This window comes from Akkermansia sp. AE01SA01 (assembly GCF_036417395.1).
In the GTDB taxonomy this organism is placed as follows: domain Bacteria; phylum Verrucomicrobiota; class Verrucomicrobiia; order Verrucomicrobiales; family Akkermansiaceae; genus Akkermansia.
Genome location: NZ_CP143890.1, coordinates 2,862,116 through 2,875,421 on the forward strand (window position 1 = coordinate 2,862,116; position 13,306 = coordinate 2,875,421).

12 protein-coding genes are annotated in these 13,306 nt (G+C 59.2%); 10 read left to right on the forward strand and 2 right to left on the reverse strand.

The window, feature by feature from the left end; translation table 11 throughout:
* Positions 1–13 precede the first annotated feature (13 nt).
* From mnmA to V3C19_RS11655, 3 genes are all read left to right on the forward strand, one after another.
* A complete protein-coding gene (gene mnmA, locus V3C19_RS11645) occupies positions 14–1,087 on the forward strand; it encodes a tRNA 2-thiouridine(34) synthase MnmA (RefSeq protein WP_130084318.1) in 1,074 nt (357 codons plus the stop codon).
* Entirely contained in the window at positions 1,084–2,433 is a 1,350-nt protein-coding gene (gene mnmE, locus V3C19_RS11650) for a tRNA uridine-5-carboxymethylaminomethyl(34) synthesis GTPase MnmE (protein WP_302389309.1), read from the forward strand. The genes mnmA and mnmE overlap by 4 nt, the downstream gene beginning before the upstream one ends.
* A gap of 157 nt (positions 2,434–2,590) precedes the next feature.
* Entirely contained in the window at positions 2,591–3,067 is a 477-nt protein-coding gene (locus V3C19_RS11655) for a hypothetical protein (protein ID WP_295932341.1), read from the forward strand.
* Positions 3,068–3,151: 84 nt separating this feature from the next.
* Here the strand turns inward: V3C19_RS11655 and V3C19_RS11660 are convergent, their stop codons facing one another.
* Both V3C19_RS11660 and V3C19_RS11665 read right to left on the reverse strand, forming a co-directional pair.
* Positions 3,152–3,784 carry a trimeric intracellular cation channel family protein gene (locus V3C19_RS11660; protein WP_161981381.1) on the reverse strand — a complete coding sequence of 211 codons (633 nt, stop codon included), beginning with the start codon at positions 3,782–3,784 and terminating at the stop codon, positions 3,152–3,154.
* Positions 3,785–3,839: 55 nt separating this feature from the next.
* Positions 3,840–4,619, reverse strand: a complete 780-nt coding sequence (locus V3C19_RS11665) for an MBL fold metallo-hydrolase (protein WP_130084314.1) — start codon at positions 4,617–4,619, stop codon at positions 3,840–3,842.
* 158 nt (positions 4,620–4,777) lie between these two features.
* Here V3C19_RS11665 and V3C19_RS11670 point away from each other — a divergent pair, with 158 nt between their 5' ends.
* From V3C19_RS11670 to mraY, 7 genes are read left to right on the forward strand one after another with little or no spacing between them, the layout of a single operon-like run.
* Entirely contained in the window at positions 4,778–5,233 is a 456-nt protein-coding gene (locus V3C19_RS11670; protein ID WP_149873392.1) for a hypothetical protein, read from the forward strand.
* 9 nt (positions 5,234–5,242) lie between these two features.
* Entirely contained in the window at positions 5,243–6,808 is a 1,566-nt protein-coding gene (rsmH, locus tag V3C19_RS11675) for a 16S rRNA (cytosine(1402)-N(4))-methyltransferase RsmH (RefSeq protein WP_295932337.1), read from the forward strand.
* Positions 6,809–6,832: 24 nt separating this feature from the next.
* Positions 6,833–7,177: a hypothetical protein gene (locus V3C19_RS11680; RefSeq protein WP_130084312.1), complete on the forward strand. Its 345-nt coding sequence runs from the start codon at positions 6,833–6,835 to the stop codon at positions 7,175–7,177.
* A gap of 16 nt (positions 7,178–7,193) precedes the next feature.
* Complete coding sequence (locus V3C19_RS11685; protein ID WP_130084311.1) at positions 7,194–9,293, forward strand: penicillin-binding protein 2; 2,100 nt, start codon at positions 7,194–7,196, stop codon at positions 9,291–9,293.
* Between the two features lie 9 nt (positions 9,294–9,302).
* Positions 9,303–10,802 (forward strand): UDP-N-acetylmuramoyl-L-alanyl-D-glutamate--2,6-diaminopimelate ligase, encoded by a 1,500-nt coding sequence (locus V3C19_RS11690; RefSeq protein ID WP_295932333.1) that lies wholly within the window; start codon positions 9,303–9,305, stop codon positions 10,800–10,802.
* An 18-nt stretch (positions 10,803–10,820) separates the two neighbouring features.
* A complete protein-coding gene (gene murF, locus V3C19_RS11695) occupies positions 10,821–12,194 on the forward strand; it encodes a UDP-N-acetylmuramoyl-tripeptide--D-alanyl-D-alanine ligase (RefSeq protein ID WP_295932330.1) in 1,374 nt (457 codons plus the stop codon).
* A gap of 3 nt (positions 12,195–12,197) precedes the next feature.
* Positions 12,198–13,301, forward strand: coding sequence for a phospho-N-acetylmuramoyl-pentapeptide-transferase (gene mraY / locus V3C19_RS11700; protein ID WP_295874969.1), 1,104 nt, complete (start codon positions 12,198–12,200; stop codon positions 13,299–13,301).
* Positions 13,302–13,306 lie beyond the last annotated feature (5 nt).

The following is a 13,306-nucleotide window of genomic DNA, read 5'->3' on the forward strand; positions in this document are numbered from 1 at the left end:
TCCTTCCAGCACAGTGGCACGTATTCTTGTAGGCTTATCCGGCGGAGTGGACAGTTCCGTTGCGGCGGCGCTGCTCGTGGAGCAGGGCCATGAAGTCGTGGGGGCTTACATGAAAAACTGGGTGAATGATGAAGGCATTCCCGGAGAATGCCCATGGGAACAGGACATTCGGGACGCGCTGGCTGTCGCTCAAAAAATCGGGATCGAATTCCGTGTGATCGACCTCGTGGAAAAATACCGCGCACGCATCGTGAACTATTTGATTGAAGGCTACCGTGCCGGCTGCACGCCGAATCCGGATGTGCTATGCAACCGAGAAATGAAATTCGGCGTGTTTCTGGATTATGCCCTGGAACAAGGATTCGAGTACGTCGCCACCGGCCACTATGCCCGCAGGCTCGACACGCCGCAGGGCTCCTTCATCCTGCGCGGCCGTGACCCAAACAAGGACCAGTCCTATTTCCTCTCTCTGATGCGGCCCGCCCAGATTGCCAAGGCCATGTTTCCCCTGGGCGATCTGCTGAAACCGGAAGTACGCGCGCTGGCGGACAAATACGGCCTTCCCACAGCCCACAAGAAAGACAGCCAGGGCATCTGCTTCATCGGCCAGGTGAAGATGAGCGACTTCCTGCGGCACTACCTGCCGGACAAACCCGGAAAAATTGTGGATACGGAAGGCAGGATTCTCGGCACCCACAACGGACTGCACCTTTTCACGATGGGTCAGAGGAAGGGACACGGAGTGGCTTCTCCGCGGGAAGGAGTCGCGTACGTCGTCGTGGGGAAAGACGTGAAGCGCAACCAGCTTATCCTGGGGTATGAAGAGACTTCCACACAGGGCCTGTATGCCTCCCATGCGGTTGTCGGCGGCATCTCCAACACCCTGTTACCGTTGCCCTCCCGCATTATGGCCCAGCCGCGCTACCGCGCCAAGGCGGAATGGGCCGCCTGCGAATATCTGGAGGAAGGAAAGGTGCGCCTGAGCTTTGACGTGCCGCTGCGCGCCCTGGCCGTGGGGCAGGTATGCGCGTTTTACGATGGCGGCAAACTGCTTGGCGGCGGCTTCTTTGAATCCATAGAGTCATGATTGGTCCGGAACGCACTATAGCCGCCCAGGCGACCGCCGCAGGCCAGGGAGCCATCGCCATCATCCGCATGAGCGGTGGTCGGTGTATGGAGATCCTGGCCAAATGCACCCGCCCGAGTCTTGCGGAGCGCCTGCATCCCCGCCGCGCCGTCTTGACTCATCTGCTGGATGCGGAAGGCACCCCCATCGACCAGGTGCTGCTTACCTACTTCCCGGCTCCCGCCAGCTATACGGGGGAAGATACGGTGGAGATTTCCTGCCACGGCGGCATGCTGGTAACGGAACGCCTCCTGAAACGCCTGTACCGGTGCGGGGCATCTCCGGCGGAACCGGGAGAATTTACGAAAAGGGCCTTCCTGAACGGACGAATGGACCTGACCCAGGCGGAAGCCGTCATGGACGTAATCTCCGCGGGAAGCGATCTGGCGCTGAGAGCCGCGCAATCCCAGCTGGACGGAAGCATCGGGGCACGGGTGGATGAACTTAAGGACGAGCTTGTCCACGTCCTGGCACATGTGGAAGCCTATATTGATTTCCCGGACGAGGATATTTCTCCGGACACTGCGTCCGCCCTTCTCTCACGGCTTGGCAACGCAGAAGAACAGCTTTCCGGCCTGCTGGGTTCGGCTGCCGCAGGACGCCTGTTGAGGGAGGGTATCCGGACAGCCATCGCAGGACCGCCCAACGTCGGCAAATCCAGCCTGCTCAACACCTTGCTGGGATACGAACGCGCCATTGTCAGCAACATTGCCGGAACCACGCGGGACACCGTGGAAGAATCCATCCAGATCGCCGGGCTGGCCCTGCGCCTGATTGACACGGCAGGAGTCAGGGAATCCTCCGACGTCATTGAACAGGCCGGCATTCTGCGAACTAACAGGGCACTGGAAACCGCAGACCTGGTTCTGGAAGTGATGGACGCCTCCCTTCCGCGGACCGCCCCTCTTCTGGCTGAAAACCGCAATACGCCCAGCCTGCTAATCCTGAACAAATGCGACCTGGGGATCCATTCGGACTGGCAGGAAGTTTCCGGAATCCATTTCTCCTGTTCCACGGGAGAAGGCAGGAAAGAGCTGGAAGAAGCCATTATCCGCACCTTTGCATCCCAACTGCCCTGTGAAGCGGGAAGCTCCCTGGTGGCCATCAACGCCAGGCACCAGCATGAACTGGGCCTGTGCCTGGAACACGTCCACCTGGCCTCGGAATCCATCTCCCGGCAGGAAAGCCCGGAATTCACGGCTCTGGAACTGCGGGAAGCTCTGGTCCATCTGGGGGAAATCACGGGAGCCGTGGACACGGAAGACGTGCTGGGAGCCATTTTTTCCTCCTTCTGCCTGGGAAAGTAATACCTTGGCAAGGATGATAGCAAATCTTATTGATTATCTTCAATATATCTCTCATGCGCGGGTTACTTTATTTTCGCGCTGTTTCCTCCTTCTGCATCCTTCTTGTTCAGGCAAAAACATATTTTCCCGCGGAAGGTCTTCGTAAATTCCCCAAAAAATGATGGGACGGCACCGCTTACAATTTGTCCTGGGCTTGCAACAGCCGGCAACCTGCTGTTATGGCGACAGAACAATTTTTCCGGCGTTCCGGCATCCATCCGTAACGGCCTGGGAAAAAAGGCATATGGGAATTGATCATCCTTTCATTGCCAACGGGGAAAATACATCAGGAAGTATGGTGCATGCACAGGAATGGCATATGGGAGAGGACACCCTTAACAGCAACATTTATCAAAATGATTTCAAGATAGGAGAAGTGGATACCCATGAAGGAAATAAATTCAACCGTAATGTGATCAACTGCTGGGTAATGGAGATCAATAAATCTACAGAAATAATTGAATTTATTTACTTTACAAATTCCGGCAATGACAAAAATCTTGAACAAGAGCCGTCGTCTCCAATGAAACGGACAATTTCCTGCATCCGGAGAGCGAAAACAGCAACAACTGGCTCAATGTCCATGATGTCTTAATACTTCCATTTTAAAATGTTCCGCAACCTTCTCCCTGCTTCACGGTACTTGTTTTTGCGGGATATTCACGAAGACTTTTACGCCTTACGGTTCAGAATCTTCGGAAACTTCCGCCTCCGCTTCCGGAGAAAACAGCGGAATGTAGGAAGGCAGGTTCCAGTTCCAGCGGATGGCCGCCAGGCGTACGGAAAGCGTCACGACGAACCCCGTCACAAAGCAGGTGGAAGAGTCGATGCCCAGATAAGAGAGCGCGGCATAGGCCACGCCGCCCATGAGCGCCGCCGTGGCATACAATTCACCGGGACGGAAAACGTAGGGAACGTTTCCGGTCAGCACATCGCGCAGCAGGCCTCCCGCCACGCCGGTGCAGATCCCCATCATCACGGAAACGGTAGGCGTATAGCCGTGCAAATATGATTTTTCCGTGCCAATCATGCCGAAGAGGGCCAGCACAATGGCGTCCGCCACGCGGATGGTTCCCAGGGGCGGCGGATACTTCTGGGCCAGGTAGAAGGTCGCCAGACTGGTAATGACGGCGGCAAGAACAAAAATTTCCCCACTGGGAAGCGTCCAGTACACCGGGATATCCAGCAGCAGGTCGCGCACGGTTCCTCCGCCCAGAGCGGCCAGCGTTCCGCACACGATCACGCCGAACAAGTCCATCTTCACCCGCGAAGAAGCAATGGATCCCGCCAGGGCGCCAATGATGGTACTCATGATTTCACAGATGGAGAGGAACATGACGGGGCGGGGGAAGGAAGAAAAACGGGGATCAGCACACCCGTATCCACGGAAGAGATGAATCCTGCATGGCGCAGAACAGGGAGGTGGAGCCGAGACCTATGTCATGCAATGTAGCACGCATCAGGCTTTCTGCCAATGCCGGAGAATTGCTTTCAGCGCTTAAATGGGCCAAAACAACATTTTTCAGGGCATTGTGCGCCACACGCCTCAACAGGTCGCACGCCTGTTCGTTGGAAAGATGGCCGTGTCCGGACGCTATGCGCTGTTTCAGCGGCCACGGCCTTTTGGGCGTAGCCGCCAGCATCTCCGGATCGTAATTGGATTCCACCACCAGGCTGTCCACCATGGACAGATATTCCGCCACGCATCCGGGCGCCTGCCCGGTATCGCTGATAAAGCCCAGGCTGGACTGTTCCGTCTCAAACTTGAAGCCCACGGGGTCCACGGCATCATGGTAGGTGGGAAAAGGCGTAATGACAATATCCCCTATCTTGAAAGACTGTCCTTTTTCAAAATAGGTCCAGGGAGCTTCCGGAGCCTTTTCCTGGACGCACATGGCAGTATGACGCGTGGCGTACACGCGCACGGCGTGCTTTCTGGTGAACTGATGCACGCCCTTCATGTGGTCGGCGTGTTCGTGAGTAAGCAGAATGGCATCCAAGTCGTCCGGTTCTACTCCGGCATATTTCATTCTTTCCCTGAGCCTTGCGGCGCTGAACCCGGCATCCACCAGCAACACGGTATCCCCCGCTTTCACAATGGTGGCATTTCCTCCGCTGCCGCTGCCCAACACGCAAAACTGCATCATGGGCGGAAATATAATCCTCTCCCGTAGGCGGGGCAAGACCGGATCAATGCTTTTTTCCCGGCATTCATGCAAGAAAAGAATGACTTTATCCAGTACGGGGTTGACATTTCAGGTGCATTAAAGTGTATTGAAAGCACTACGTAGTGTACTTGCAGGCGATGAGCAGTGTATCAGACAACCTATTTGGTGCATACACGCACAAGCTTGACCCCAAAAACCGGATTGCAATTCCGACGGAATGGAGGCCAAGCGAAGGCTGTGCCCTGCTCCTGCTATCCGGACGGCGCCTTGACCTGCCGACGGTGAAAGTCTACACCAAGGACAAATTCCTGCAACTCATTGAAAAAATTAAATCTGCGCCAGGCTATAGTGAAGCGCAGATCGACCTGTTCATCGGCAAACTATACGCAAATTGCGTGGAAGCCATCATCAACGCCCAGGGCAAGCTGCTGATTCCCAAACCCATGTGCGAGCATGCACAACTGAGTTCCGCGGTGCGTCTCGCCGGCCGCGGCGGCTATTTCGAATTATGGGAACCCTCGGCCTATGAAGAAGTCGCCCTGCGTGAAAACGCCAGCATTTCCGACATTAACCAATCCTTCGGCATTTTCTGATCTCCTCTCATGCCTCCAGATCCGTCTACACAGTCCGTGCACCAGGCAGACACCTTCGCAACGCTTGCGTTGCGCCCGGGCTGGCTTGTCTCCCGCCTGGGCATTGCCGCCAGGACCGGACTGGATGCGGAAGTCACGGCATATTCCATCGTCTTCTGGCTGCATGACGCCCTGCCGGCACAGGACATGATCGCCTGGCAGAAGCAGAAGGCCCGCATCACCGCGGAAATGGCCCTGGCCGGCCAGAAGGGCGCCTACGGCAAACTGGGCGCATTGTCCTCCGACCTGAACCGGGCCTTTGAGGACCATGTTGAGCTTTCTTTACGCGCGGGCGCGGGCGCCCATCTCCGCACGGACGCCATCCAGGCGCTCGCGGACGGCATCTCGGCCAGCGCGGCCTGCCGTCTGTTGGCGTGGAGCATTTGCCGCAACCACGTTCATGTGATCGCGGAGCTGACCGGAGAAATGGGAGTGGATGAACTGGTCTGCTCCTGGAAAGCCCTGGCCCCCGCCGCGGACTGGGAAAGCGCGTACCATACGGAAGCTCTGAAAGCGACGGAAGTCGGCGCCAGACTGGATGAATTGGTGGCGGAAATCGGTGAAGCGGAAACTGTGGCCGCCCCTGCTCCGAAGGAGGGGCAGGAAGACTCCTCCGGGAACTTCAGCCACACCACTGTCCTTCTGCACGAGACGGTGGAAATGCTCGCCCCCGCCCCCGGCAAGCTCATCGTGGACTGTACGCTGGGCGGAGGAGGACACACGGAACTTCTCCTGGAACAGGGAGCTACCGTATGGGGCATTGACCGGGATCCGGACGCACGGCGCGCCGCCACGCTCAAGCTTGCCCGCTTCGGTTCCCGCTTCAAGGTGCTTGCTGGCAACTTTCAGGATGTGGAATCCCTTCTCGCCCAGCAGGGCGTTTCCCGGGTGGACGGCCTGCTGGCGGACCTGGGCGTTTCCTCCCACCAGCTTGACACCGCTTCACGCGGCTTCTCCTTCCGGGAGGACGGCCCCCTGGACATGCGCATGGACACCCGCTCCGCCTTTTCCGCCCGGAACCTGGTGAATGAAGCCCCGGAAGAGGAACTTGCAGACATTCTCTGGCAGTACGGGGAAGAGCGGGCCTCCCGCGCCATCGCCCGCGTCATCGTGAAGGCCCGTTCCCAGGCTCCCATCGCCACCACCGGACAGCTTGCACGGATAGTGGAATCCGTTTTGCCCCGCAAGGGCAGGCAGCATCCGGGCACCCGCACCTTCCAGGCCCTGCGCATCGCCGTAAACGGGGAGCTGGACGCCCTGGACTCGCTGCTGGCCTCCTCCGTAGGCCTGCTCGGCAAGGGAGGACGCCTGGCCGTCATCACCTTCCATAGCCTGGAAGACCGCAGGGTCAAGCAATTCTTCGATCTGCACAGCCGTCCGGAAATCGACCGCCCGGAATGGCCTGCCCCGCGCCCCAACCCGGACTACTGCTTCCGTCTGCTTTCCCGCAAGCCAGTCACTGCGGGAGAGGAAGAACTTTCAACCAACCCCCGTTCCCGCAGCGCCAAATTGCGCGGCGTGGAAAAAATCATCTGACACCGCTCTCCCGCTCCCACCATCATGAAAAAATTCAAACAGCATTTCACCGGCCACCAGATCAGCGTAAGCATGATTATGTGGCTCATTGCCTTCGCTTCCCTCACCTGCGGCGCGGGCATCACCTATGCAGTCCTGAAAAACGACCAGATCCAGGTTACGCGCGATATCAAGCAGATGAACGACGAAATTGCCTCCTGCGAACTTACCGGGGAATACTACCGTTCCAAAATCTCCTCCCTGACCAGCCGATGGGCCATTCGCGACAGGCTGGCCCAGGACAAATCCAACCTTCAGCCCATTGATCCCGCAGCCGTAGAATACATTTCACCGAAAAACGCCTCCCGCATCGCTGCGGCCGGCAACTAAACGCGTCGCGCCGTTCATGACCACGCTCACGAAATCCAGATTCGCCAGAAGAAGCCTCGTCCTGTGCGGCGTGGCGGGCGGCGTGGTCATCTGGCTCATGCTGGGCCTGGTCAACATCCAGCTTGTCTCCCCGCGGAAAACGGGAGGACTCCCCAGCGGCGGCATTCTGGAACGCGAGGTACTGCGCCCCCAGCGTGGCCGCATCATGGATGCCAATGAGGAAATCCTCACCAACAACATGCACAGCTCCATCCTGGTGGCGGACGGCTACCACCTGAGCGACCCCAAGGTCATCAGCTACGCGCTCGCCTATTCCAAGGCGGTCCACTCCCCCCTTTGGGCGGAAGCTGAAACGGAAAAGGAGCAGGAAAGGCTCATCTCCGGATTCCGCAGGAAAATTCTCAACCAGGCCGCCAGCAGGAAAAACGGCAGCAAGGAATACAACCTGGCAAAAATTCTTCTCCAGGAACCGGAGGAAGAACCGGAAGGCACGGACAAGGCTCAAAAAAGAATGGAGGAGCTTTACGACCCGGCCACGGTGCAGGAATACGTTCAGGCCCACCTGGAATACGCCGCCAGGGTCATTGCACCCTTTCTGCCGGACATGAGCGTTCAGGACATCATCAGCTCCGTGGAAAAAGACGGGAAAATCCCCAAAAGACGCATCGTCATCGCCAAAAACCTGTCGGAGGAAAAAGCGGAGCTTCTGCGTGAAGCCATCCAGAACGCCCGCATCCGGGGTTTCCAGTTTGAAACCTCTTCCAAACGCATCTATTCCGTACCTGAATGCATGGTGCACATTCTCGGCTACATCGCCCAGACGGAAACCAGCGGTCCCTACCCCGTCGCGCTTGCCGGCCTTGAAAAACAGCTGGACGACCAGCTTCTGGGCCATGACGGCATCCGGGAATGCCGGAAGGACAGCCGCGGGCGCATCATCCCTTCCGCGGATTCCCGCTTCAAGGACGCCGTGGACGGATTGAACGTGCGTCTGACGGTGAACATGGAATACCAGACCATTGTGGAGGAGGAACTGGATGCGGCCATTTCCTTCTATACGGACAGCACACACAAGCCCAGGGGCTGCATCATCGTGGTGGAACCTAAAACCGGCAACATTCTGGCGATGGCCAGCAGGCCCCACTATAATTTAAATACGCGGGAGGGCCTTCGGGAAGGTGCCTACCATTTCGCGGTGCAATCCCTCTATGAACCGGGCTCCACGTTCAAAATCGTGGCGGCCACGGCGGCCGTGGATTCCGGCAAGGCCACGTTCGACACCATGATCAACTGCACGCCCTACATCGTGCCCGGCTCCCGCCCCGTGACGGACAAGCCTCGCTTTTACAACGCTCTGACGCTGGCAGGCGTGCTGAAAAAATCCAGCAACCCCGGCGCCTTCCGTATCGCTCTGAAAGCGGGCTGGCCCACTTATAAAAAATACTTTGACCTGTACGGCTTCTCCTCCAAGACGGGCATCGAACTGCCGGGGGAAACCAACAGCCAGTGCCAGGATGGCAGCAACTTCGTCAACTTCTCCCGCATCAGCTTCGGCTATTCCCTGATGGTCTCTCCGCTGCAGGTGGCCATGGCGTACGCCGCCATCGCCAACGACGGCGTGCGCATGCGCCCCCGCCTGGTGGACGGCATCTACGTGGATGACAAAAACTTCCAGCCCTCCCCTCCTGTGGAAGTCTGCCGCGTCATGAGCATAAAAACGGCCAGAAATCTGCGGAACGCGCTCTTTCACGTCACAGACATGGACGGCACCGCCAAGCGCGCCCGCATTGAAGGATACAACGTAGGCGGCAAGACAGGAACCGCCCACAAGGTAAAGCCGACCGGAGGCTATTATGAAAACCGCTATACCGTTTCCTTTGTGGGCATGCTGCCTGTGGAAAACCCGGCCTTCGTCTGCCTGGTGGTCATTGACGATCCCACCTCCAAGCACTGCCACCCCGGCGGCGGCACCGTCTGCGCCCCCATCTTCCAGAAACTGGCCACGCGCCTGGCGGCGGCCATGAACATTCCCAAGAATACTCCTTCCGCAGATCCGGACAAGAAAACGTCCCGGGTTCCCGCCTCCGCTTCCCCGTCCAACCAGCCGCGCAGATAGAACTACATCATGAAGCTACTTACTCTTCTCAAAGACCTTCCCAAGCATACGCTCACCGGTTCCGGCCAGGTGAAAATCTCCCATCTGGAATGCGACAGCCGCCGTGTTCTGCCCGGCTCCTGCTACATTGCCCTGAAAGGAACGCAGGCCGACGGGCACGCCTTTATTCCGGAGGCCATCAGGCGCGGAGCATGCGCTGTCGTGGCGGAATCCCCCTGCACGCAGCAGGCCATGGACGCCAAGGTCTCCTGGGTGGAAGTGGCTGACTCACGGCTGGCCGTCAGCCTGATGGGAGCGGCCTGGAACGGCCACCCCTCCCGCCACATGTCCATGATCGGCGTCACCGGGACGAACGGGAAAACCACCACGGCGTACATCGCCCATTCCCTCCTCAAGCAATCGTGGCTGCGCGCCGGGCTGATCGGCACCATCGCCTATGACAACGGGGAGGAAATTACCCCCTCCACCCACACCACGCCGGGTCCCCTGGAACTGGAACGCCTGCTGAAGGAAATGTTGGAAAACGGCTGCCGCGGAGTAGCCATGGAGGTCTCCTCTCATGCCCTGGACCAGGAACGCGTGGCGGGCATCAACTTCAACGTGGGCATCTTCACGAACCTGACCCAGGACCATCTGGACTACCACCACACCATGGAAAACTACTTCCAGGCCAAGGTGAAATTGTTTGAGCAAATGGCGGCGGACACCAAATCCCGCCGCAAGCCCGTGGCCGTCATCAACATTGACGACGCCTACGGCCGTCGCCTGGCGGAAATGTTCTCCGGCCGCATGGCGGTGAAAACCTATGGTTCCGCCCTGGGGTCGGACTTCCGCATGCTCGTGCACCACGCTACGGCCAGGGGCAGCGAATACGAGCTGGAATATAAGGGGAAAAGCTACCTGGTCCGCGTACCCCTGATCGGCAAGTTCAACATGTACAACAGTCTGGCGGCGCTGGCGGCCGTCATCTGCACAGGAATCCCCGTGAGGGACGCCATCGCCAGCCTCCAGAACATTCCGCAGGTGCCCGGCAGGCTGGAATTGTTCACCCATCCGGGCGGCGCACAAATCTTCATTGACTACGCCCACACCCCGGACGCCCTGGAAAACGTCTGCAAGACGCTCAAGGAACTGTGCTCCCGCCGTCTCATCACCGTATTCGGCTGCGGCGGGGACCGGGACAAGGGAAAGCGCCCGCTGATGGGCGCCGTGGCCGCACGCCTGTCGGACGCATGCATCGTCACGTCGGACAATCCCAGGAGTGAAGAACCCCTATCCATCATCAACCAGATCACGGCGGGCATGCCGGAAGGCCGGTACGCCATCATCCCGGACCGCGCACGGGCCATTGCCACGGCCATCGACCAGGCCCGGCTGGGAGACATCGTTCTCATTGCCGGCAAGGGTCATGAAAACTACCAGGAACTTTCCACGGGGCGCATCGACTTCAGCGATGCCAAGGAAGTGCGCCGCAACATGCGCATCAAGGACGAGTTCACGCAGGCATAACACACGACCATCATTCCCATGACCTCCCTCACGGCACACGGCATCTGCAACGCTATCGGCGGACAGCTGGTCAGCGGCCCCTTTGAAAGGGTCGCTTCCGGCGGTGTCTGCACGGACAGCCGCGCCCTGGCGCCGCATGCCGTCTTCTTTGCCCTGGGCGGAGAAAAATTCGACGGGAACCTGTTCGCACCGGAGGCCTCCCGCACTGCGGCGGCCGTTGTCGTCAGCCGCGTGGAACCCGGCATTGATCCCTCCTGCGCCGTCATCCTGGTGGAAGACACGCTGACCGCCCTGCAGAAACTGGCCTCCTGGTGGCGCTCCAACCTGAAGCTGATCGTCGTGGGCCTGACCGGGTCCAATGGGAAAACCTCCACGAAGGACCTGACCGCCGCCGTCCTCTCCCGGAAATTCCGCACTGTCGCCACGGAAGGCAATCTGAACAACCACATCGGCGTCCCCCTCAGCATCCTGAAAGCGGAACCCGCCGATGAAATGGCCGTGTGGGAAATGGGCATGAACCATCCCGGGGAACTGGCCCCGCTGTGCGGAATGACGCAGCCGCACATCGGCATCATCACCAGCATCGGTACCTCCCACATGGAATACATGGGTTCCCGGGACAACATCGCACGGGAAAAATGCACAGTTGCCGAATACCTTCCGGAAAACGGCCACATGATCTTTCCCGCGGACTGCGACTATGCGGACATGATCCGGCAGTCCACCCGCGCCACCTGCATCGACTGCGGCATTGATTCCGGGACGGTGCGTGCGGAAAACCTCATTTCCACGGAAGACGGAACGCGGTTCACGCTCGTCATACCGGGCTTCTGCCGGGAAACGGTGGAACTGCCCGTGCATGGCCGCCACATGGTCTGCAACGCACTGCTTGCGGCCGCCGCCGGCTGGGTGGCAGGTCTTGCAAAGGAACAAATCGTCTCCGGCCTGAACGAGGCAAAATTGACGGGAGGCAGGCTGCACTGCAAGCAGAGCGGCGGCATCCTGGTGATAGACGACACCTACAACGCCAACCCGGACTCCATGCAGGCGGCCCTGCGCACGGCAACCGACCTCCCCTGCACGGGCAGGCGCTTTGCCGTGCTGGGCAGAATGGGGGAACTGGGTACCTTCTCCGCGGAAGGCCATGCCCTGGTGGGCCGTACAGCGGAGGAACTCCATTTCGACTATGTAGTCAGCGTAGGGCAGGACGCCGCGCAAATCACGGACGCCATCCCTCCCGGTTCCGCCACCCGGGCCCTGTATCTCGCCGCTCCGGAGGAAGCCGCCGAATGGCTCCGCAACCATGTCGCCCCGGGTGACATCGTCCTCTTCAAAGGCAGCCGCGCCGCCCGCATGGAGCAAGTCATGAACCTCACTTTTCCGCCCCAGTAAATCATGTATTCCCTCATTGAACATATCTGCCCCGGATGCGGGCTTGCAGACACGGCAGGGAGGGCTCTCCTGGCCTGCCTGCTTTCCTTCGTGCTGACCATGGCATTTGCACCCAGGGTCATCCGTGCGCTGATTTCCCTGAAAATCGGCCAGCCCATCCGGACAGCGGAAGAAGTGCACAAACTGGCGGAACTTCATGGAGCAAAGTCGGGAACGCCCACCATGGGCGGTGTGCTGATCGTGGGCGCCACGCTGGCTGCCACCCTTCTGTGCGCCAGGGTCGCCAACCCTTTTATCATCTCCTGCCTGTTTGTCACAGTGGGGCTGGGCCTGCTGGGCTTCCGGGACGACTACCTGAAAGTAACCAAAAAAACTTCCGACGGCATTTCCGCACGCAAAAAACTCATCGTTCAAGCCCTGGTGGGCCTGCTGGGCGTCGCCTTCCTGTGGCTGTATCCGGAAGGGCAGCCGCGCGTGGAACTGCACGACTACGTCACTTCCCTCTTCATCCCATTCTACGGGCAGGTGAATCTGCCGTGGTACGTTTATATCCCGTTCGGCGCGCTGGTCGTGGTCTCCGCCTCCAATGCGGTGAACCTGACGGACGGCCTGGACGGGCTGGCCTCCGGCTGTTCCGTCGCCACAGGCATTACTTACGCCATCCTTGCCGTGCTGGCCGGCAACTGGCTGATAGCGGACGGCCTGAACATTCCCTTCCATCCGGCTGCCAATGAAATAAGCGTCTTCATGATGGCCGTGGTGGGGGCCTGCCTGGGCTTCCTGTGGTACAACTGCTACCCGGCCAAGGTCTTCATGGGGGATACCGGCTCCCTGGCCCTGGGGGGCGCCTTCGGCATGGCGGCGGTCTGCACCGCGCAGGAAATCCTCTTCATCGTCATCGGCGGCGTCTTCGTTATGGAAGCTACATCCGTAGTCCTCCAGGTAGGCAGCTTCAAGCTGCGCCACGGCAAGCGCATCTTCGCCATGGCGCCCATCCACCACCACTTTGAGCTCAAAGGATGGAAGGAAACGCAGGTAATCACCCGGTTCTGGATGATCAGCCTCCTGCTCGCGTTCCTGGGCCTGTTCCTCATCACCACCGCATAAACCGC